We start from the raw sequence: 20582 nt of genomic DNA on the forward strand, positions 1-20582 counted from the left end.
CCGCCGTGGCCACCGCACCGCCGGCGAGGGCTTGCAGGAACCGGCGGCGGGCTGTGGCAACTGCCGGGGCGTCCGGCGTCGGGCTGTCCCCCATCACGGCAACCCAGGCCTGCAACCTGCCGACCAGGAACCGCATCCACACCGCCGCCAGGACGGCTGTGACGACCGGGAGGGCCAGGGCCACGGGCGTCACCTGGGCCCGGGTGAGGACGGCCGCCACTCCCGCAAGCCCGAACGCAACCGCTACGGCCGCGCCGGCAAAACGGCGCCAGTCCTCCACCACCCCCGCCAGGGCCGCGAAGGCGGCAATGGCCAGGGCCATCCCCACCAGCAGGGCAGCTTTGTCCGCTGTGCCGAATAGCGCCACGGCCCAGTCCTTGACGCCGGGCGGGACTGCATCAATGACAGCGCCGCCAACGGCTGTCATTGGCGAAAGCGACGGACTGAAGACCCCAGCCAGGAGCTCACCCGCTGCTACGGCAGTCCCCACGGCGGCGGCGCCCGCAGCCGCGGCGAAAAGACGGCGCCGGGGCACCGCTGCCTGGCGTTGCACCCGGCCGTCCGTGGACGGGCCAAGGCGGGTGGCGTCGTCGTGCGTTGCCTGCTGGTGCCGGGAACTGTCCACCTTTCAAGCATAGGATTGCGGGCCGGTAGTGGCCCCGTGCACGCCGGAATTCGCCGCCGGGATTCCGCGGTGCGGTCACGAGTGTGATGCGCAGCGCATCCTGGCGTAGCCTGAATTTATGAGTGTCCAGCTAGGCATGCCGCAACCAAGGGAGGTTGCCGGCCCGTCCGTGCCCGCCGCCCGTCCTGCGAGTGCAGGCGCCGGGCTTGTGGACCGCTATGGGCGCCGGGCTACCGACATGCGGTTGTCCCTGACGGACAAGTGCAACCTGCGCTGCACGTACTGCATGCCGGCCGAGGGCCTGGAGTGGCTTTCGAAGCAGGCCGTGATGACCGCCGCGGAAATCGTGCGCATCGTGGGGATTGGTGTTGGGCACCTGGGAGTGCGCGAGTTGCGGCTCACCGGTGGCGAGCCGCTGGTCCGGCACGATCTTGTGGACATCATCGCGGAGCTGCGGCGCAACCATCCGGAGTTGCCGATCTCGATGACGACCAACGGCGTAGGCCTGGCGAAGAAGGCAGCACCGCTCAAGGCGGCAGGATTGACCCGCATCAACGTGTCTTTGGATTCGCTGCACGAGGAAACGTTCACCCAGCTGACCCGCCGGCCGTTCCTGAACCAGGTCCTGGCAGGTGTGGACGCGGCGTGGGCTGCGGGCCTGGGTCCGGTGAAGCTTAACGCGGTCCTGATGCGCGGCATCAACGACGCTGAAGCGCCGTCCCTGCTGGCGTGGGCGCTGGGGCGCGGCTACGAGCTTCGGTTTATTGAGCAGATGCCGCTGGACGCCGATCACGGCTGGACCCGGCGCAACATGATTACGGCCGAGGAAATTCGCGGGCTGTTGTCTGAAGACTTTCTGCTCACCCCTGACCCGCGCGCCCGCGACGGTGCCCCCGCCGAGCGTTTTGAAGTACGACGGCGGCTGGCCGGGTCCGCGGCGGATGCTCCGGCTGCCGTGCACGGCCCCGTCCTGGGGACCGTCGGTATCATCGCTTCCGTCACCGAACCGTTCTGCTCCGACTGCCGGCGCACACGGATCACGGCGGAGGGCAAGATCATGAGCTGCCTGTTCTCGCATGAGGAGTTCGACCTGCTGGGCCTGTTGCGTTCCGGCGCCGACGACGACGCCCTGGCGGGGCGCTGGCAGGACGCTATGTGGCTCAAGCCCAAAGCCCACGGCATGGACCATGTGGGACTTGACGCTCCGGACTTCGTCCAGCCGGACCGCAGCATGAGCGCCATCGGAGGCTAAGACAATGCATGTACGTTACTTCGCTGCCGCACGCGCTGCCGCGGGCCTTGAAGAAGAGAAGTTCGATCTGCCGGAAGGCACCACCGTGGCCGGGCTCCTGGATGCCTTGTTGGCTGTGGAGCGTCCGGAACCTCCGGCCGGGACGCCACCGTTGGCGCGGATCCTGTCCCGCAGCAGCTTCCTCTTGAACGAGGTCGCCGTCCGCAACCACGACACCGTTGTTGGGCCCGATGATGTCGTGGACGTCCTGCCGCCCTTCGCGGGCGGTTAACGCTCCTTCCCTGGCTGCACTTCCTGCCCGCTGAGTGCCTGCTCCCTACTGCCCGGAATGTCAGTGCCTGTGCTGATGATGTCTCTATGCAGAAGGACACGGCGGACAAGGACACCAGGGCAGGCGTGATGACGTCGTCTGCTGGCGGCCCCGTGGGTCCTGCTGCGGACCTTCCACCGCGGCCAGCAGGTCGAACCCAAAATGTCAGTGCCTCCACCGATGATGTTGGTATGGGAAACGGCGCAGGGACGGCGGCACTGATGGAAGGACTTCACGCCTCTTTTGCTGCTCTCGCCGCGCTTACCGCTGAGGACGCCGCCCTCGCCTCTGCCGGTGCTCCGGCTGTAGCCGGGGACGGGGTTGATGTGCTGCAGCGGGCCTACGAACTCAGGCTCGAACGCCTCGGCGTGACAAAGAAGCTGCAGGCCCAGCTGTCGGCGCTTCAGGCCCGGGACGCGTCCGGGGCCTTGGACCTGCAGCACGCGATGACACCCCCGGACGCGCCCCTGCACGAGCGGACCTACACCGAGATGTCGACCATCGAGGAGATCGCCGGGATCCTGACCATCAGTTCCGGGGCCGCGTCCGCGTTCGTAGCCCAGTCCCGGCAGGTCTGTGCGCTGCCGGCGGTCATGGATGCCCTGTCGGCCGGGGCCCTGTCCTGGCAGCAGGCCCGGATTTTCGCCGACGAAACCGAGGCCCTGGACCACCCTGCTGCGGCCGCTTTGGTGGAGCATTTCCTCGACCCCGGCGCGCCCAACCCCGCCCGTGGCTGCCCTGCCGCGGGGCTTGTGCCCGCCCGACTGCGGGCCAGGCTGCGGGGCTGGCGGGAACGCCACCACCCCGAATCCATCGAAAAACGCCACCGCAAAGGATTCACGGACCGGCGGATCGAATACACCCCGGACCGGGACGGGATGGCCTGGATCTCCGCCTACCTGCCAGCAGACCAGGCACTGGCGATCAACAACGACCTCACCGCAACCGCCAGGACGCTGCAGGGACCCAACGAACCCCGCACCCTCGCCCAACTCAAAACCGACGTCTTCGCTGCAAGGCTCCTCACAAACCGGACAGCCACCGCCCCGGATCCCGGCGGCACGGACCCGGACAACATTACGGATCCGGGCACGAATCAAGACCTGGGTAGGGTCCCCACGCCCCGCGCCGAGGTTCTCGTGACCGTCCCGTTCTTCGCGCTCCTGGGCCTCACCGATGAACCCGCCGAACTCGACGGCTACGGACCCATCCCCGCCTCCATCGCGCGTCAACTCCTCGCCGGCGGCGCCGAATCCTTCCGCCGCGTCCTGCTCGACCCGAGGGACGGGACACCTCTGGAGATTGGCCGCACCAGCTACCGGCTCGCCAAAGCCATGAAAAAAGCGCTCCAACTCAGGGACAGCAAGTGTGTCTTTCCCGGCTGCAGCAACAACTCCCTCGACAACGACACCGACCACCTCACAGCCTGGCAACACGGCGGAACCACCGGCATCAGCAACCTCGCCCAACTCTGCCCCAAACACCACCGCCTCAAACACAACAGCAGGTGGGAACCAACAGCCGCCACAAAAGACGAACCACCCGGCTGGACCTCACCAACCGGCCGCCACTACACAGCCGAACAACCCGACCGCCAACCACCGAAGTGGCCAGCTGGTATGGGTGTGGCGCCGGTGGGAGTGGAAGAACCCGGGAAGGGACAGGGTTCAGAAACTGGCGATCCGGACACAGCGTTCGACGCAGGACCAGCCGCACCCCCCGGCCCGATCCTGCATGGCCCGACCCTGCATGGCCCGATCCTGCATGGTTCGAATCGGCACCGCCCTATCTGGAGCCTCCAGGGGAAGAACCAGAGGACGAGAACCTCATAGATGCCAACGAATTCGAACCCGACGACCCCATCTGGGCAGCCTTCTACGCCACACCCTTCAACCTGCCACCCGACCCACAACCGGAATGGGAATCGATGCTGTCCGCGCCCGTCGAATGAGGCAGTCGGCGATTGTGTTCAGGTGCGACGGAACGTGGATGTCATGAAGGGAATGAAGGCAGAGCCTGTGCCATTGGCGGCTGCACCGTGGACTTCACCAACGCCGCTTCCTGGGTGTGCCTCCTCCGGATGCCCGCCCTGGACCTGGCTGCGCAACTCCGTGACGTGTCGGAGAACCTCGCCGTCGAGACTGACCGAGTGCCGTGTCCAGCCTCCGCTGCCGCGCCGTTCCACCCGGAGCACACCGTCATGCCATGTACACCGCGACGGTGCGTCCGGTGTCCCGCCTGTACTGTCCACGTAGTACCAGAAGACGTCGGGGTGATCTGGATCCAGAGTGAAGACTCCGTGGCCTTCAAAGTGCGAGCCGTCGGCTTCCACATGCCTGTAGCTTTGCACCACGGCGTATCCGCCGGCCGCACGGCGGTACGTCACCTCGGCCTCCACCGTCCGCTCCGGGCCCCAGGGTCCTGGTGCGAGCCGGGTACTCCCCCGCCAACCGCCCAGCAGCCCCGCAAGTGCCGGATGGATATCCACAGTCACACGCTCCCACCCCTCACCAGCACGGCGCCGTCGGATGGCCTTATCGTAGTCCGGCGGGCCATCCGGCGGCGAGGGCACCCAGGAGGCGAGGGCTGCCGGCGCTCAGAGCCCGAAGGTCTCGGTCTCCTCGAAAGGACCCACCACAGTGATTGTCCGCGGAGCAGCTGCAAGCTCAGCGGCAAGGTCCTGGACCTGTTCGACGGTCACGTCCTTGATCAGCCGCAGCGTCTCGTCAATGTCCTGGTACTCGCCGGAGACAAGTTCGGCGCGGCCCAGCCGGGACATGCGCGACCCCGTGTCTTCCAGGGCAAGCACGATCCCGCCGCACAGCTGGCCGACGGCCTTGCGCAGTTCGTCATCCGAGATACCGTGCTCGGCGAGCTTGTCCAGCTCAACGCCCAGCAGGTCCAGCACCTGGCGGACCTTGGACGGCGTGCACCCGGCGTACATGCCGAAGTAGCCGGCGTCGGCGTAGGAGGACGCGAAGGAGTAGGTGGAATACACCAGACCGCGCTTTTCACGGATTTCCTGGAACAAGCGGGACGACATTCCCCCGCCCAGGACCGCGTTCAGGACGCTCATCACGTACCGCCGCTCATCGGTGGCAACGATCGTGGGGCAGCCCATGATGATGTTGGCCTGCTCCACTGCCCGCTTGACCACTTGAAGCCCGGCGGTGCCGGTGATGAGTGCACGCTCGGTCGAGCGGCGCTCCACCGGGGCCGCGTTTGCTTCCAGCGACCAGCCGGCAGATTCAAGGGCATCGACTACGAGGTCGCAGACGACGTCGTGCTCCAAGCCGCCGGCGGCAGTGATGACAAGCTCGTCCGGCCGGTAGTACCGGCGGTAGTGCTCCCAGACCGAGTCCCTGGCGACCGCTTTGATGGCCGCGGGCGTGCCGCCAATGGGCCGGCCCAGCGGGTGGCTGCCCAGGACTGCGGACACGAAGTGCTCGTGGGCGACGTCGGTGGGATCATCGCTGTCCATCGCGATTTCCTCGAGGATGACGTCCCGTTCCTGCTCCATCTCCGCAGGGTCCAGGACCGCACCGGTGATCATGTCGGCGATGACGTCGATGGCCATGGGGAGATCGGAATCGAGGACGCGGGCGAAGTAGCAGGTGCTTTCCTTCGCCGTGGCCGCATTGGATTCGCCGCCGACCTCGTCGAACGCCGACGCGATTTCCAGGGCGGTGCGGCGCTTGGTGCCCTTGAACAGCAAATGCTCAAGGAAGTGTGTGGACCCGTGCTGGCCGGGCGCTTCATCACGGGACCCGACACCAACCCAAAAGCCGATGGTCGCGGAGCGCTGCCCGGGCATCGCTTCCGTCAGCACCCGCACGCCGCCTGGCAGCACCGAACGCCGGACCTCGGAGCCGCCATCGGAACCGTGGACCAGGGTGTCGCCGCGGTGGTTCTGCTCCAGCGGCAGGGGTACAACAGTCATTGAGGCCTTTCAGGGAAGGGCAGCCGGATCTGGCTGCCATCGTAACAGCGGCGGGGCCGGTGGATCATCCACCGGCCCCGCCGATTCATGCTTGTGTGCCGGAGACCGGAACTGTTAGACGTCAGCGCCTTCAGCAGGATCCGTGGTGTGGGCGCGCTCGGTCTCGGCCGCGCCTTCTTCCTCGGCCACAACCGGGGCGAGGGAGAGCTTGCCGCGGTCATCGATCTTGGTGATCTCGACCTGGACCTTCTGGCCCACGGACACCACGTCGTCAACGTTGTCCACGCGCTTGCCATTGGCAAGCTTGCGCAGCTCGGAGATGTGCAGGAGGCCGTCCTTGCCCGGGGTCAGCGACACGAAGGCACCAAAGGTGGTGGTCTTGACGACCGTGCCCAGGTAGCGCTCGCCGATTTCCGGGACCTGCGGGTTCGCGATGGCGTTGATGGCGGAGCGCGCTGCTTCTGCAGACGGGCCGTCGGTAGCGCCGATGTAGACGGTGCCGTCGTCCTCAATGGAGATGTCGGCGCCGGTGTCTTCCTGGATCTGGTTGATCATCTTGCCCTTGGGGCCGATGACCTCGCCGATCTTGTCCACGGGGATCTTCACGGCGATGACGCGCGGAGCGAACTCGGAGAGCTCGTCCGGGGTGTCGATGGCCGAGTTGATGACCTCGAGGATGTGCAGGCGCGCTTCACGGGCCTGCTTCAGGGCTGCTGCCAGCACCGAGGCGGGGATACCGTCGAGCTTGGTGTCGAGCTGGATGGCCGTGACGAACTCGGACGTACCGGCAACCTTGAAGTCCATGTCGCCGAAGGCGTCTTCGGCGCCGAGGATGTCGGTCAGGGCGGCGTAGCGGGTCTGGCCGTCAACCTGGTCGGAGACCAGGCCCATGGCGATGCCGGCGACGGCGGCCTTCAGGGGCACACCGGCGTTCAGCATGGACAGGGTGGAGGCGCAGACGGAACCCATCGACGTCGAACCGTTGGAACCGAGGGCCTCGGATACCTGGCGGATGGCGTAGGGGAATTCCTCGCGGGACGGCAGGACTGGCACCAGTGCGCGCTCGGCCAGGGCACCGTGGCCGATTTCGCGGCGCTTCGGGGACCCGACGCGGCCGGTTTCACCGGTGGAGTACGGCGGGAAGTTGTAGTTGTGCATGTAGCGCTTGGTCTTCACCGGCGACAACGAGTCGATCTGCTGCTCCATCTTGAGCATGTTCAGCGTGGTGACACCCATGATCTGGGTCTCGCCGCGCTCGAAGATCGCGGAACCGTGGACGCGGGGCAGGACCTCGACCTCGGCGGTGAGCTGGCGGATGTCCGTCAGGCCACGGCCGTCGATGCGGATCTGGTCCTTGAGGATACGCTGGCGGACAACGTGCTTCGTGACGGAGCGGAAGGCTGCGGACAGTTCCTTCTCGCGGCCTTCGAACTGGCCGGCCAGGTCCGCGAGGACCTCGTCCTTCAGGGCGTCGGCAGCGGTTTCGCGTTCCTGCTTGTCGGCGATCTGGAAGACAGCAGTGAGCTTCTCGGCGGCAGCGGACTCGACGGCGGCGTAGGCGTCGTCTTCGTAGTCCAGGAAGACCGGGAATTCAACCGTCGGCTTGGCGGCACGGGCTGCGAGGTCCGACTGGGCGTCGCACAGGGCCTTGATGAAAGGCTTGGCGGCCTCGAGGCCTTCGGCCACAACCTCTTCGGTGGGGGCGGTGGCGCCCTGTTCCTTGATGAGGTTCCAGGAGTTGTCCGTGGCTTCGGCCTCGACCATCATGATGGCGACGTCGTCCCCGGCAACCCGGCCTGCGACGACCATGTTGAAGACGGAGTTCTCCAGCTGGGAGTGCTTCGGGAAGGCAACCCACTGGGAGCCGTTTTCGTCGGCGACGAGGGCAACGCGCACGCCGCCGATCGGGCCGGAGAACGGCAGGCCGGACAGCTGCGTGGACATGGAGGAGGCGTTGATGGCCACAACGTCGTAGAGCTCATCCGGGTTGATGGCCAGGACGGTGACAACGATCTGGACCTCGTTGCGCAGGCCCTTGATGAAGGCGGGGCGCAGAGGGCGGTCCATCAGGCGGCAGGCCAGGATGGCCTCGGTGGACGGGCGGCCTTCGCGGCGGAAGAACGAGCCCGGGATGCGGCCGGCAGCGTACATGCGCTCTTCGACGTCGACCGTCAGCGGGAAGAAGTCGAAGCCTTCGCGCGGGTGCTTGCCGGCGGTGGTTGCGGACAGCAGCGCGGTGTCTTCGTCGATGTACACCATGGCTGCGCCGGCTGCCTGCTTGGCGAGCCGGCCGGTTTCGAAGCGGATTACGCGCTTGCCGAAGCGGCCATTGTCAATGACTGCTTCTGAGAACTGGATTTCGGGACCCTCCAAGAGAGTCACCTCCGTTTCTGTTTCACGGAAGTCCAGCCGCATCAACCCAGTCCAGCATCTGTCTACTGGCCCTGCACCCGGTCATCGATCGAGACCCACGGGCCGGGGCTTATGGAAAGCCTTTCCGGAGATCACTACCGAGGACCGCGAATGCGTGATGCGGTTGATCCTCCTGTTTAGTTTTTAGTGAAGAAGGCGGCCCGCTCCGTGGAGGGGCCGCCCCAAAGCCAGACTAGCGGCGCAGGCCGAGGCGCTCGATGAGCGAACGGTAGCGGGCGATGTCAGTCTTCTTGAGGTAGCTCAGCATACGCTTGCGACGACCAACCATGGCCAGCAGACCGCGCTGGGTGTGGAAGTCGTGCTTGTGCTCCTTCATGTGCTCAGTCAGATCCTTGATCCGCTGGGTCAGGACAGCAACCTGGACCTCGGGTGAACCGGTGTCGCCTTCAGCGGTTGCGTATTCCTTGATGATGGACTGCTTTACAGCGGCGTCAAGTGCCACAATTACTCCTTGGGAATGTGCCGTGAGGGCCCGGTCAGAAACTCACTGCCGGGTCTGCCGCGGAAACGACAGGAACCAGCCGCCACGGACTGCAGCCGGATCCATCGTCAAGTTTACCGGCCCGGACCTAACCTGTCGAAACACGGGCGAAACAGGCGTGCCCAACGTAGAGCGCGGCCTTAGCGCTGCAGCCGGTCCCGGATGGCGGCCATGCCCTGGAGCACCTCGCCAAAGCTGGTGCTCAGCGGTGACAGGCCGATGCGGATGCCGCGGGGCGAACGGAAGTCGGGAATCACATCCGCCTCCCACAGGGCTTCCACAGTCGCTTTGGTGAAGTCCGGGTGGTCCACCGTGATGTGGCTGCCCCGCTCCCCCGGCTCCCGCGGCGTGGCGAGGGTGGCACCCAACGGCGCCAGCCAGGCGTCGAAGAGATCAACGGCGAAGGCTGTCAGTTTCCCGGACTTGGTCCGGATTGCGGCCATCGTGGCTTCCTCGATCAGGTCCAGGGTGCCTTGCATTGCCACCATCCCGAGAATGGCCGGTGTCCCGCTGAGGAATCCGCGGATGCCGGGCGCAGGCTCATACCCCGCTGCCATCGCGAACGCATCCTTGCGGCCCATCCAGCCCCAGATCGGCTGGTTCAGCGCCGCGAGGTGCCGCTGGTTGACGTAGGCGAAGGCCGGCGAGCCGGGACCGCCGTTGAGGTACTTGTAGGTGCAGCCGGCGGCGAAGTCCACGCCTGCGCCGTCGAGGTCGATCTCCACCGACCCCGCGGAGTGGCAAAGGTCCCATACAACCAGCGCGCCGGCGTCGTGCACTGCCCGCGTGATGCCGGGCAGGTCCGCAAGGTGCCCGGAGCGGTAGGCGATCTGGCTGAGGAGTACGACGGCGGTGCGCGGCCCCGCGGCGGCGCGCACCTGCTCAGCGGTCACCCCGGCAGCGGGATCCGCTTCGATCCAGCGCAGGGTAAGGCCCTCCTCCAGCGCGATGCCTTCCACCAGGTAACGGTCCGTGGGGAAGTTTTCCGTGTCCAGGACCAGTTCGTTGCGGTCGGGGTCCGCCACGGCGGCGAGGGCTGCGCGGATGAGTTTGTAGAGCACCACGGTGGTGGAGTCGGCAATGATTGTCTGCCCCGGGGCGGCTCCGAGGACCGCACGGCCCAGCTGGTCGCCAATCGCCTGCGGCAGGTTGAGCCAGCGCTCGTCCCAGCCCCGGATGAGCCGGCCGCCCCAGTCTTCGCGGATGAAGGCGGCGATGTCCTCCGCCGTGCGCTTCAACGGCCTGCCCAGTGAGTTTCCGTCGAGGTAGGACACGGTGGTGTCGGCACCGATGAAGTGCTCCCGGTAGTGCGCCAGGGGATCCTGGCTGTCGAGGTCCGCGGCGCGCTGCCGGAGCTCTTCCGCTTCCGGCGCCGGGGTGTGTGCGGTTTCTTCCTTGGAGGTGCTCATTGTCCGATTTCCGTCCTGACGGCGAATAGTTCCGGGAAGAAGGTCAGCTCCAGCGCTTTTTGCAGGAAGGTCACACCGCTGGAACCGCCGGTGCCGGTCTTCATGCCGATGGTCCTCTGCACGGTCCGGAGGTGCCGGAAGCGCCAGAGCTGGAAGTTGTCCTCCAGGTCCACCAGTTCCTCGCAGGCCTCGTAGGCGCCCCAGTTGTCCGCGGCGTGCTCGTAGATGTGCTTGAACAGCGGTACCAGCTCTGGGGTGAACTCGTGGGCCCTGGTGACGTCCCGGTTGAGGACGGCAACCGGCACGTCGAAGCCCTGCCGGGAGAGGTATGCCAGGAATTCGTCGTAAATGCTGGGCGCAGCCAGGAGCTCTTCCAGCATGGCGTGGGCTTCCGGGTCTGATTCGAAGACCGGCAGCATCTTACGGTTCTTGTTGCCCAGCACGAATTCCACGGCACGGTACTGCGCCGACTGGAAGCCGGAGGAGTTGCCCAGGAATCCGCGGAACTGCGAATACTCGGTGGGCGTTAGCGTGGCCAGCACGGACCACTGCTCGGTGAGCGTCTTCTGGATGTGCTTCACCCGGGCGATGCCCTTCAATGCCGAGCCGAGGTCGTCGGCGCGGAGCCAGGCCGCGGCGCTGCGCAGCTCGTGGAGCACCAGCTTCAGCCACAATTCCGTGGTCTGGTGCTGGATGATGAACAGCAGCTCGTCGTGGTGCTCCGGCTTGCTGACCGGCTGCTGGGCACTCAGCAGCGTGGGCAGCTGCAGATAGGAGGCGTAGCTCATCCGCGAGCTGAAGTCGCGGACAATACCCTTGTCCAGCTTGCGGGTGTTCTTCTCGACGGACACGTTCTGCCTTTCCTTGCGGACCTCCGGCCGGAGCTGCTGAGGGCCGGGGTGGAACTGCTGCTGCCCGCGCCGGTTCAGCGCCTGGTGAGGAGGTCGTGGGCCTGGACGACGTCCAGCTTCATCTGGTCCACCAGGGCTTCAGGGCCACGATAGGCCACCATGCCGCGGAGGCGGGCAACGAATTCCACGATCACTGTCTGGCCGTACAGATCGAAGTCTTCCACCGCTTCTTTAGGCCGGTCGATGACGTGCGCTTCCACCTGCCGGCTGACGCCGTCGAAGGTGGGGTTGGAACCCACGGAGATGGCGGCGGGCCAACGCTTGCCGGCCTGGTCGACGAGCCAGCCTGCGTAGATGCCGTCAGCGGGGATCAGGCCGCTGGCGTTGGACGCGAGGTTTGCCGTGGGAAAACCGAGCGCGCGGCCCCGGGCGGCGCCGTGGACTACTTCGCCGCGCATCCGGTGTGAACGGCCCAGCACTGCGGCCGCGGTGGTGACGTCGCCTTCCTGCAGGGCCTCGCGTACCCAGGTGGAGGAGCAGCGGCGGTCGGTGCCGTCGTCGTCATGCAGGGGGTAGCCTTCCGAGCCGAACTCGCTGATGACCTGTACCTCGAAGCCGAACTTTTCGCCCAGCGCCTGCATGGTGTCCAGGTCGCCGGAGTTGCCGCGGCCGAAGCGGGCGTCGTGCCCGATCACCACGTGGCTGGCATGCAGGCGGTCCACCAGGTACTGCTCCACGAATTCCTCGGGCGTCAGGCTGGCGAGGTCAAGGGTGTATTTGACCACGAGGATGGCATCAAGTCCCAGTTCCCCCAGTGCCTCCAGTTTGTCGTCCAGGCCCATGATCAGTTCGGGGGCGGATTCGGGCCGGTGGACAAAGGCCGGATGCGGGTCGAAGGTCACCGCGACAGCCTTGGCGTGCGAGAGGCGGGCGGTGCGGATCAGCTGGGACAGTACCTGCTGGTGCCCGCGGTGAACGCCGTCGAAGTTGCCAAAGGTGACAACTGATGGGCCGAAGTCCGCCGGGACCTCGGACGGATCGTTCCAGATGTAGACCATCACCCTCGCCTTAAAACTGCCTGCTGCATCAACATCCCGGGCCGGCCTGGCCGCGGAACTCTCTAAGGTTACCCGTATTCACCGTGCCACCTTTTTCACTTCGCCGCGTCAGTCGAGCAGCGTCACCGTGCTTCGTTTGCCTTCGACGGCCGGCGCCGGTACAGCCACACCAGCCCAAGGACCGGGAGGAGCAACGGGATGAAGCCGTAGCCACGGCCAAACAGGGACCAGACGGTTTCATGCGGGAACGCCACCGGGTCAAACACGCTCAGCGCCCCCACGACCAGCACGCCCACAAGCTCAACGAGCACGGCGGCGACGGAGACCTTGAACCAGGTGCTGCCTGCCCGCGCGAGCGAGACCGTGGCCACCACGTACACCAGGGCCGCGAAGGCGGACAGCAGGTATGCCAGCGGAGCCTCGGAAAACTTGGTGGCGATCTGGTAGCCGGCCCGTGCAGTGGCGGAGATGGCGAACACCGCGTACACGGCGATGAGCAGCCGGCCCGGGCCGGTGTTGCGGGTGTTGCGGGCAGGCGCGTCACCGGTAGTGGCCGCGGAGTGCTGGTCTTTCACGTTGCGTGCTTCTTCCACTTCAGTACCAGATTTGGTTCATGCGGGCCGCCATCACCAGTGCGGTCAGGCCGACGGCGGCGAGGACGAAGTTGCTCCACCGGGTCCGTTCAAGGATGGACCAGTAGACGGCAGCCGGCGGGAGCAGCATGGCGGTGGCGAGGTAGCCCCAGAACTCCCAGGCCTCGCCGGCGATGGGTTCACCGGCGATAACCCTGATGATGGAGCCAACCAGGTAGACCACCAGCGCGAGTTCCACGGCCGCCACGGACAGGATGGTGATGTCGTTGGGGGCCTTTTTCATGATGCCGGCGGCTGCGCAGATGCCGGTGGAGAGCAGCCCCACCACGAGGATGATGTAAAAGTAGGCGTCCACCGGTCAGGCCTGCCCGGCGTTCTCGGCGGTGTTGTTCCCCGGTGCGAAGACCAGGACGGGTTTGGCGTAGCTCCCGGAATCGGCGAGCAGCGCCACCAGGCTTCCATCCGGAGCAAAGGCCGCCGCCGGGCGGTCCGCAGTGGCGGCGGGACTGCCGGGCGACGCGCCGGCAGCGATCCGCCGGCCAAAGGAAATCTCGGTGGTTTCTTCCGCGGTGAGCTCCCGGTTGGGCATCAGCGCCCGGGCGGCCTGGGACATTTCCAGTACGTCGAGTCCGTCGGCGAGCTGTTCGAGGGTGCGGGCCTGTTCCAGGGAGTACGGACCCACATGTGTCCTGCGAAGTGCGGTCAGGTGTCCCCCGACGCCCAGGGCGTTGCCGAGGTCCCGTGCCAGCGCCCGGATGTAGGTCCCGGAGGAGCATTCCACGGTGACGTCCAGGTCGAGCACGTCGGTGTCCGGGGCCCGGCGGATGCCGTGGACCTCGAACCGGTGGATGGTGACCGGGCGGGCGGCGAGCTTGACGTCCTCACCCGATCGGACCCGCGCATAGGCACGCTCGCCGTTGACCTTAATGGCGCTGACGCTGCTCGGCACCTGCTGGATGTCCCCTGTCAGCGCTGCGACGCCGTCGTGGATTGCCTGTTCGGTGACCCCTGCTGTGGCTGCCGTGGCGGTGACCTCGCCCTCGGCGTCGTCCGTGACCGTTGACTGGCCCAGGCGGATGGTGGCCGTGTACGTCTTGGACGTTCCCACGATGTAGGTCAGCAGGCGCGTGGCCTTGTTGATGCCGACCACCAGGACACCGGTGGCCATCGGATCCAGGGTTCCGGCGTGCCCCACTTTCCGGGTACCTGCCAGTCGCCGCATCCGGCCAACCACGTCATGGCTGGTCCATCCCTGCGGCTTGTCCACTATCACCAGTCCAGAAAGCACGCTTTCCAGTATATGGGTGCGTCCCGGTTGCCCCCGCGCACGAATGATTGCGGTCCGCGCCGGACTAGGATGGCAGGCATGCCTGAGCTTGCCGCCCATGTCCGCGACGTGCCCGTCAACCAGATCCGCGAGATCACGGAGGCGGCGTGGCGCACGCCGGACGCACTGGTGCTGAGCATCGGTGAACCGGGCTTCCCGCTCGCCCGCCACGTCCTCGACGCCGGCATGGCCTGCCTGGACCGGGACGAGACCAACTACACCCCCAACGCCGGGATCCCTGCGCTGCGCGAGGCCTTCGCGGCCAGGTTCCGCACGGACCAGGGCGTTGACGTGGGCGCCGACCGGGTCTACGTGGTGGCCGGCGCACAGCAGGGCCTGCACCTGGCCATGAGCCTGCTGCTCTCCCCCGGCGACGAGGTCCTGATCCCGAATCCCGGCTACCCCACGTTCGCCATGACCGCCCGGCTGCTCAACGCCGTCCCCGTGGACTATCCCCTGTATCCGGAGCACGGGTTCCAGCCACGGACGGAAGACCTCGAGGCCCTTATTACGGAGCGGACCCGCGTGCTGGTCCTGAACTCGCCGTCCAATCCGCTGGGTGCCGTGCTCGGTGAGGACCTGACGCGGGAGCTGATGGAACTTGCCCGGCGGCACGACCTCTGGGTGATCTCGGACGAGTGCTACGAGGCGTTCACCTACGACGTCCCGCACGTCAGCCCGGCAAGGTTCGACGGCGGGACGGCCCGCGATGCGCGCGTCTTCACTTCGCTGACGCTGTCCAAGACGTACGGCCTCACCGGCCTGCGGATCGGCGCGCTGATCTGCCCGCCAGAGCTGAAGCAGAAGATGGACAACGTGATGGAGTCGATCGTGTCATGCGTCGCCGCGCCATCGCAGTACGCGGCACTCGCTGCGCTGACCGGCCCCCAGGACTACGTCAGGAATGCCCACCGGCACTACCGGGACAACCGGGACGCCGCAGCCGCCGTGCTCGACGCGAAGGGAATCAAATACCTGCCCGCCCGGGGCGCGTTCTACTTGTGGGCGGACGTCTCGCACGCCAGCGGCGGCGACGTGCGTACCTGGGTGCGCCGTTTCCTGGCGGACTCCGGCGTTGCCCTTGCTCCGGGCACGGCATTCGGTTCCATTGGGGAGGGCTGGGTGAGGATTGCCCTGTGCGGCCGGAAGCAGGAGTTGCTGGAGGGACTGTCCCGCCTGCCCGCGCGCCCCTCCTGACCTGCGGCGTGCCGGAGTAGGCGCAGCCCGCGGGGCTAGTGGGGGCCGGGCCTAGCGGGAAACCCGAAGGGCATCGTCCAGCCATTTCCGCAGGACGCCCGCGGGGGCGGCGCCTGCCTGCCTGGCGGCTACCTTGCCATCCACCAGGACCATGAGCGTGGGAATGGCCTGGACGTCGAAGCGCCGGGACAGGCCCGGGGCCTTGTCCACGTCCACCTTCACCAGCTTGATTTGGCCGGGCCGCTCCCGTGCCAGCTTGTCCAGCACCGGGCTGACCATCCGGCACGGACCGCACCAGTCAGCCCAGAAATCCACCAGCACGGGCACGGGGGAATGTTCGGCGATGGGGGCGAAGTCGGTGTCGCCGGCGTTCACGATCCACGGCAGGTCCGCTTTGCAGTTGCCACAGCGTGGACGGCCGGTGGAGTGCGCCGGGACCCTGTTGGTTTTTCCGCAGGAGGGGCATTCGACGAGCATTTCCTAATACTCCGTCCGTTGTGCGTTGGCTTCCCAGGCATGGAAGGGGGCGTCCGAGGTTGCGATGTCATCGCGGGTGACGGGCATGAGTTCCGGCCGGGTACCGCCGAAGTACTCGTAGAACAACGCGTCGTCGAAGCCTGCCGCCGCTGCGCCATGGCGGTCTGCCGCGAAGTAGACCCGGCCTATGCGTGCCCAGAGGGCGGAGGCAAGGCACAGCGGGCAGGGCTCGCAGCTGGCGTACAGCACGGCGCCCTCAAGGTTGAAGGTGGCCTGCGCGGCAGCCGCTGCGCGGATGGCCACAACCTCTGCGTGGGCTGTGGGGTCGTTGTCCCGGGTGACGCGGTTCACGCCCTCATAGACGTTACCGTCGGGGGTGACCACCACTGCTCCGAACGGGCCGCCCCCGTCCCCGACGTTCCGGGTGGCGAGCTCCACCGCGTGCCGAAGGTAGCGCTCTGACTGGTGGTCGCTTGCCTGGGTCATAGCACGATCCTAGCCAGCAAGGGAGGGGTTAGGGGATGAAATGGGGGGCCCAATAGGGGGAAATTCCCGGCGACATTCTCTCCCGGAAGGCATAGTCTGGCGCCCTGGGGTTCCGATCGTTCGTGCCTCCTGGAGGCTTCCATATCCGTCCCGCCATGGGCGCCACACCCCGGAGTACCCCATGAAGAGAAAACTGACCCTCATCGCCCTGGCGGCCGTGGCCCTGGTGGCGCCGGTGAGCCCGGCAGCGGCTTCCGATTCCAGACACGGCGCAGAACCCTATGACGTCCTCGCCGACGGGCTTGTCTCGCCGCTGCACCTCGCAGTGGGTACAGCAAAGTCGATCCATGTGAGCCAGGACTTCGCCGCGACGCTGAGCCGCGTCACCCGGGACGGCCACGTCGACGACGTCTACGCCAAGGGGAAGGAAGGTTGGGACGTTGCCGGGGTGGATACCAGGGGCGCCACCGCGTTCTTCCTGGAGAGCACGGGCGCAGGCATGGGCGATCCCGCGAAACTCGAAGGCTACCTGAAAGCCATCAGCCCTGGCGGCGACGTCCGCACCATAGCCAACTTTGCCGACTACGAACGGAACTACAACCCCGACAGCGGCCAGCAGTACGGCCTGGGGCCGGAGGCAAGCGATGACTGCCTGGCCGAGGCGACGCCGCCTGCCCCGGACCAGGGCCCGCCGCCCCGGTACAAAGGCGCAGTTGACTCCCACCCGTACGCCTTGGCGGTCCAGGGCAACACGGCCTTTGTGGCGGACGCTGGCATGAACGCGATCCTGAAGGTTGATCTCCGGAATGGCCACATCAGCACGCTTGCCGTGCTGCCACCCAGGCCTGCCACCATCACCGAAGAGGCCGCCGCCATGTTGCAGGCTCCGAGTTGTGCAGGCTCCGTCTACGCTTTTGAGCCTGTTCCCACTGACGTGGAGATCGGTCCAGACGGCTGGCTGTACGTAACCTCCCTTCCGGGCGGCCCGGAAGATGAGTCGCTCGGTGCCCGCGGTGCAATTTTCAGGATCAACCCGTGGTCCGGGCAGATGAAGCCCTGGGCGGATGAGATTGTCAGCCCCACGGGACTGGCCATTGCAAACAACGGTGACATCTATGTGGCTTCCCTCTTTGCCGGCGAGATCCTGAAGTTCAGCTGTTGGAGCGGCGACCGTTCGGTCTTCCTTGCTGTGAACCAGCCGGCGGACGTCGAAATCCAGGGCAGGACGCTGTACGCCACCATCAACGGTCTTTCCGGTGCCCCTGCCGGCCCGGGAGCCCCTCCCCCTGCCGGACCTTTCACGGGCAAGGTGATCAAGGCCGACATCCGCTAACCCTGCGGCGCAGCTTTCTGGGAAGCAGAAGGCCCGGACCTTGTGGTCCGGGCCTTCTGCTGTGTCTGGCTACTTGTTGCCGTCCTCGTCGAACTCATCGTTGTCGGTGAGGTCGACGTCTTCTTCGTCGAAATCGTCCTCGTCGATGTCCACGTCGGCGGACGCTTCGCTCTTGTAGGGGTCCGCCTCGCCTGCGTGCTTTGCGTTGGCGGCCAGGGCGGCCACCTCAGCGTCACGCTTCTTGGCTTCCCGCAGCAGTTCCTCCAGGTTCGAGGCGTTTACGGGAATCTGGTCGGCCACGAATTCGAGCGTGGGAGTCAGCCGGGCGGTGATGTTCCGGCCCACTTCCTGCCGGAGCACACCCTTGGCCTTCTCCAGGCCCTTGGCAGCGTCAGCCTGCACAGCCTGGTCCCCAAACACGGTGTAGTAGACGGTGGCGTGCTGAAGATCATTAGTCACCCGGGCATCGGTAACGGTAATCCCCTCAACCCGGGGATCCTTAACCTTCCGCCCCAAAGCCTCAGCAACAACAACCTTAATCCGCTGCGCCAACTTGGCAGCACGTGCCGGATCAGCCATAACAACCTCCTAGAAAAAATTTGGGACGTACGACGGCGCCGGGAGGGGCTGCTGCGCACGTTGAGTTCTATGCCGCGCACCAAAGGCGGGCCAACGACGATGCCGGAGAGTTGTGGGGGCGCCCGGGAGTGGCATCGGGCCTACCGGAGCCGGGCGGCAAAGGATCGCAAGATCCTTTGCCGCCCGGCGTAGGGGAGGGGCGCCCCCACAACGCGGAGGCTCCCCGCCGCTGGTTCAGAACCAGACTAGACGCGCGGCTTCTCGCGCATCTCGAAGGTCTCGATGATGTCACCTTCGGCGATGTCGTTGTACGACCCAAGACCGATACCACACTCGAAGTCCGTGCGGACTTCGGTGGCGTCGTCCTTGAAGCGCTTGAGCGTCTCAATGGTGAGGTTGTCACCGATGATCTTGCCGTCGCGGCTGATGCGTGCCTTGGTGTTGCGGCGGATGACGCCGCTGCGGACGATCGAGCCTGCGATGTTTCCGAACTTGGAGGAGCGGAAGACTTCGCGGACCTCGGCGGTGCCCAGCTGGAATTCTTCGTATTCCGGCTTGAGCATGCCCTTGAGTGCCATCTCGATGTCATCGATCGCGGCGTAGATGACGGAGTAGAAGCGCATGTCGACGCCTTCGCGGTCTGCCAGTTCGGCAACCCGCTCGGCGGGCTTGACGTTGAAGCCGATGATGACTGCGGAGTCGACCGTTGCCAGGTTGACGTCGTTCTGCGTGATGGCACCCACACCGCGGTGGATGACGCGCAGTTGCACGCCTTCGCCGACGTCGATCTTGAGCAGGGCGTCTTCGAGGGCTTCCACGGCACCGGACACGTCACCCTTGAGGATGAGGTTGAGGGTGTCGATCTTGCCTTCGGCCACGGCCTGGTCGAAGTCTTCGAGGCTGATGCGCTTGCGGCGCTTGGCGAGCTGGGCGTTGCGCTCAGCGGCCTCACGCTTTTCGGCGATCTGGCGGGCGGTACGCTCGTCGGCGGTCACCAGGAAGGTGTCGCCGGCGCGCGGGACGTTGGACAGGCCGAGGACCTGGACCGGACGTGACGGCAGTGCGACGTCGAGGGCTTCGCCGTTTTCGTCGAACATTGCGCGGACGCGGCCGTGGGCCGTGCCGGCAACGATCGTGTCGCCGACGGCGAGGGTACCGGACTGGACCAGGACGGTGGCAACCGCACCCCGGCCCTTGTCGAGGTTTGCTTCGATGGCGATACCGCGGGCAGCCTTGTCCGGGTTGGCCCGGAGGTCCAGCGCGGCGTCGGCGGTCAGCAGGACGGCCTCGATCAGTTCGTCGATGTTGAGGTTCTGGCGGGCAGAAACCTCAACGAACATGGTGTCGCCACCGTATTCTTCGGGAACCAGTCCGTACTCGGTCAGCTGGCCCTTGACCTTGTCGGGGTTGGCGCCTTCCTTGTCGATCTTGTTCACGGCCACGACGATCGGCACATTGGCGGCCTGGGCGTGGTTGAGTGCTTCAACGGTCTGCGGCATCACGCCGTCGTCCGCTGCCACAACCAGGATGGCGATGTCGGTGACCTTCGCACCACGGGCACGCATGGCGGTGAACGCCTCGTGGCCCGGGGTATCGATGAAGGTGATCTCGCGTTCCTGGCCTTCATGCTCGTGCGTGATCTGGTAGGCACCGATGTGCTGGGTGATGCCACCGTGTTCGCCGGCGACGACGTCCGAGTTGCGGATGGCGTCGAGGAGCCGGGTCTTACCGTGGTCAACGTGGCCCATAACGGTCACAACAGGAGCGCGCGGCTCGAGTTCCTCGTCGCCTTCGGCTTCAAGCTCGGCTTCGACGTCGATGTCGAACGTGGAGAGCAGTTCGCGCTCCTCGTCCTCCGGCGACACAACCTGCAGCTTGTAGCCCAGTTCCTCGCCCAGCAGCGCGAAGGTGTCCTCGTCCAGCGACTGGGTGGCCGTGGCCATTTCACCGAGGTGGAACAGCACGGTGACCAGCGCAGCGGGGTTCGCCTCGATCTTGTCGGCGAAGTCGGTGATGGACGAACCGCGGCGCAGCCGGATGACGGTGTTGCCGTCGCCGCGGGGTACGCTCACGCCACCCAGCGACGGTGCGCTCATCTGCTCCAGTTCCTGGCGCTTCGCACGCTTCGACTTGCGCTGCTTGCCACGGCCTGCGCCGCCCTTGCCGAAGGCACCCTGGGTGCCGCCGCGGCCGCGGCCGCCCTTGCCAAAGCCACCGCCGGCGGGAGCACC

At 66.3% G+C, this 20582-nt stretch carries 19 protein-coding genes and 1 pseudogene; 5 read left to right on the forward strand and 15 right to left on the reverse strand.

Annotated elements, in window-relative coordinates:
* Positions 1-625, reverse strand: a pseudogene (locus tag ACYQ1Z_RS19470) (molybdopterin-dependent oxidoreductase); the annotation flags it as partial.
* Between the two features lie 118 nt (positions 626-743).
* Between ACYQ1Z_RS19470 and moaA the strand changes: the two are divergent.
* From moaA to ACYQ1Z_RS19485, 3 genes are all read left to right on the forward strand, one after another.
* On the forward strand, positions 744-1877 hold the full coding sequence (gene moaA, locus ACYQ1Z_RS19475) for a GTP 3',8-cyclase MoaA (RefSeq protein WP_459794198.1): 1134 nt from the start codon (positions 744-746) through the stop codon (positions 1875-1877).
* A 4-nt stretch (positions 1878-1881) separates the two neighbouring features.
* Positions 1882-2148, forward strand: coding sequence for a MoaD/ThiS family protein (locus ACYQ1Z_RS19480; RefSeq protein WP_459794199.1), 267 nt, complete (start codon positions 1882-1884; stop codon positions 2146-2148).
* A 230-nt stretch (positions 2149-2378) separates the two neighbouring features.
* The gene (locus tag ACYQ1Z_RS19485; protein ID WP_459794200.1) at positions 2379-4019 is read left to right on the forward strand and encodes an HNH endonuclease signature motif containing protein; all 1641 of its coding nucleotides are present in this window, start codon (positions 2379-2381) and stop codon (positions 4017-4019) included.
* A 137-nt stretch (positions 4020-4156) separates the two neighbouring features.
* On the opposite strand, the gene ACYQ1Z_RS19490 is transcribed toward ACYQ1Z_RS19485, so the two are convergent.
* From ACYQ1Z_RS19490 to truB, 10 genes are all read right to left on the reverse strand, one after another.
* On the reverse strand, positions 4157-4675 hold the full coding sequence (locus ACYQ1Z_RS19490) for a DUF1579 domain-containing protein (protein ID WP_459794201.1): 519 nt from the start codon (positions 4673-4675) through the stop codon (positions 4157-4159).
* A 108-nt stretch (positions 4676-4783) separates the two neighbouring features.
* Entirely contained in the window at positions 4784-6127 is a 1344-nt protein-coding gene (locus ACYQ1Z_RS19495; protein WP_459794202.1) for a M16 family metallopeptidase, read from the reverse strand.
* A 114-nt stretch (positions 6128-6241) separates the two neighbouring features.
* Complete coding sequence (locus tag ACYQ1Z_RS19500; protein WP_459794215.1) at positions 6242-8500, reverse strand: polyribonucleotide nucleotidyltransferase; 2259 nt, start codon at positions 8498-8500, stop codon at positions 6242-6244.
* A gap of 232 nt (positions 8501-8732) precedes the next feature.
* A complete protein-coding gene (rpsO, locus tag ACYQ1Z_RS19505) occupies positions 8733-9002 on the reverse strand; it encodes a 30S ribosomal protein S15 (protein ID WP_009372966.1) in 270 nt (89 codons plus the stop codon).
* Between the two features lie 179 nt (positions 9003-9181).
* Positions 9182-10450: a kynureninase gene (locus ACYQ1Z_RS19510; RefSeq protein ID WP_459794203.1), complete on the reverse strand. Its 1269-nt coding sequence runs from the start codon at positions 10448-10450 to the stop codon at positions 9182-9184.
* Positions 10447-11301, reverse strand: a complete 855-nt coding sequence (kynA, locus tag ACYQ1Z_RS19515) for a tryptophan 2,3-dioxygenase (protein WP_459794204.1) — start codon at positions 11299-11301, stop codon at positions 10447-10449. The genes ACYQ1Z_RS19510 and kynA overlap by 4 nt, the downstream gene beginning before the upstream one ends.
* A 74-nt stretch (positions 11302-11375) precedes the next feature.
* On the reverse strand, positions 11376-12359 hold the full coding sequence (locus ACYQ1Z_RS19520; RefSeq protein WP_459794205.1) for a bifunctional riboflavin kinase/FAD synthetase: 984 nt from the start codon (positions 12357-12359) through the stop codon (positions 11376-11378).
* A gap of 122 nt (positions 12360-12481) precedes the next feature.
* Positions 12482-12934 carry a hypothetical protein gene (locus tag ACYQ1Z_RS19525; protein ID WP_459794206.1) on the reverse strand — a complete coding sequence of 151 codons (453 nt, stop codon included), beginning with the start codon at positions 12932-12934 and terminating at the stop codon, positions 12482-12484.
* A 19-nt stretch (positions 12935-12953) separates the two neighbouring features.
* The gene (locus ACYQ1Z_RS19530; RefSeq protein ID WP_459794207.1) at positions 12954-13307 is read right to left on the reverse strand and encodes a hypothetical protein; all 354 of its coding nucleotides are present in this window, start codon (positions 13305-13307) and stop codon (positions 12954-12956) included.
* A 3-nt stretch (positions 13308-13310) separates the two neighbouring features.
* Positions 13311-14240: a tRNA pseudouridine(55) synthase TruB gene (gene truB, locus ACYQ1Z_RS19535; RefSeq protein ID WP_459794208.1), complete on the reverse strand. Its 930-nt coding sequence runs from the start codon at positions 14238-14240 to the stop codon at positions 13311-13313.
* Positions 14241-14318: 78 nt separating this feature from the next.
* On the opposite strand from truB, the gene ACYQ1Z_RS19540 reads away from it, so the two are divergent.
* Positions 14319-15476, forward strand: a complete 1158-nt coding sequence (locus ACYQ1Z_RS19540) for a pyridoxal phosphate-dependent aminotransferase (RefSeq protein ID WP_459794209.1) — start codon at positions 14319-14321, stop codon at positions 15474-15476.
* Positions 15477-15527: 51 nt separating this feature from the next.
* Here ACYQ1Z_RS19540 and trxA read toward each other — a convergent pair whose 3' ends face one another.
* Complete coding sequence (gene trxA / locus ACYQ1Z_RS19545) at positions 15528-15953, reverse strand: thioredoxin (protein WP_459794210.1); 426 nt, start codon at positions 15951-15953, stop codon at positions 15528-15530.
* 3 nt (positions 15954-15956) lie between these two features.
* Complete coding sequence (locus ACYQ1Z_RS19550) at positions 15957-16439, reverse strand: nucleoside deaminase (RefSeq protein ID WP_459794211.1); 483 nt, start codon at positions 16437-16439, stop codon at positions 15957-15959.
* Between the two features lie 181 nt (positions 16440-16620).
* Between ACYQ1Z_RS19550 and ACYQ1Z_RS19555 the strand changes: the two genes are divergently transcribed.
* Complete coding sequence (locus ACYQ1Z_RS19555; protein ID WP_459794212.1) at positions 16621-17772, forward strand: ScyD/ScyE family protein; 1152 nt, start codon at positions 16621-16623, stop codon at positions 17770-17772.
* A 69-nt stretch (positions 17773-17841) separates the two neighbouring features.
* On the opposite strand, the gene rbfA is transcribed toward ACYQ1Z_RS19555, so the two are convergent.
* Positions 17842-18351, reverse strand: a complete 510-nt coding sequence (rbfA, locus tag ACYQ1Z_RS19560; protein ID WP_459794213.1) for a 30S ribosome-binding factor RbfA — start codon at positions 18349-18351, stop codon at positions 17842-17844.
* 245 nt (positions 18352-18596) lie between these two features.
* Positions 18597-20582: translation initiation factor IF-2 (gene infB / locus ACYQ1Z_RS19565; protein WP_459794214.1), on the reverse strand; the 1986-nt coding region annotated here is incomplete at its 5' end.

This window comes from Arthrobacter sp. AD-310, assembly GCF_054656615.1.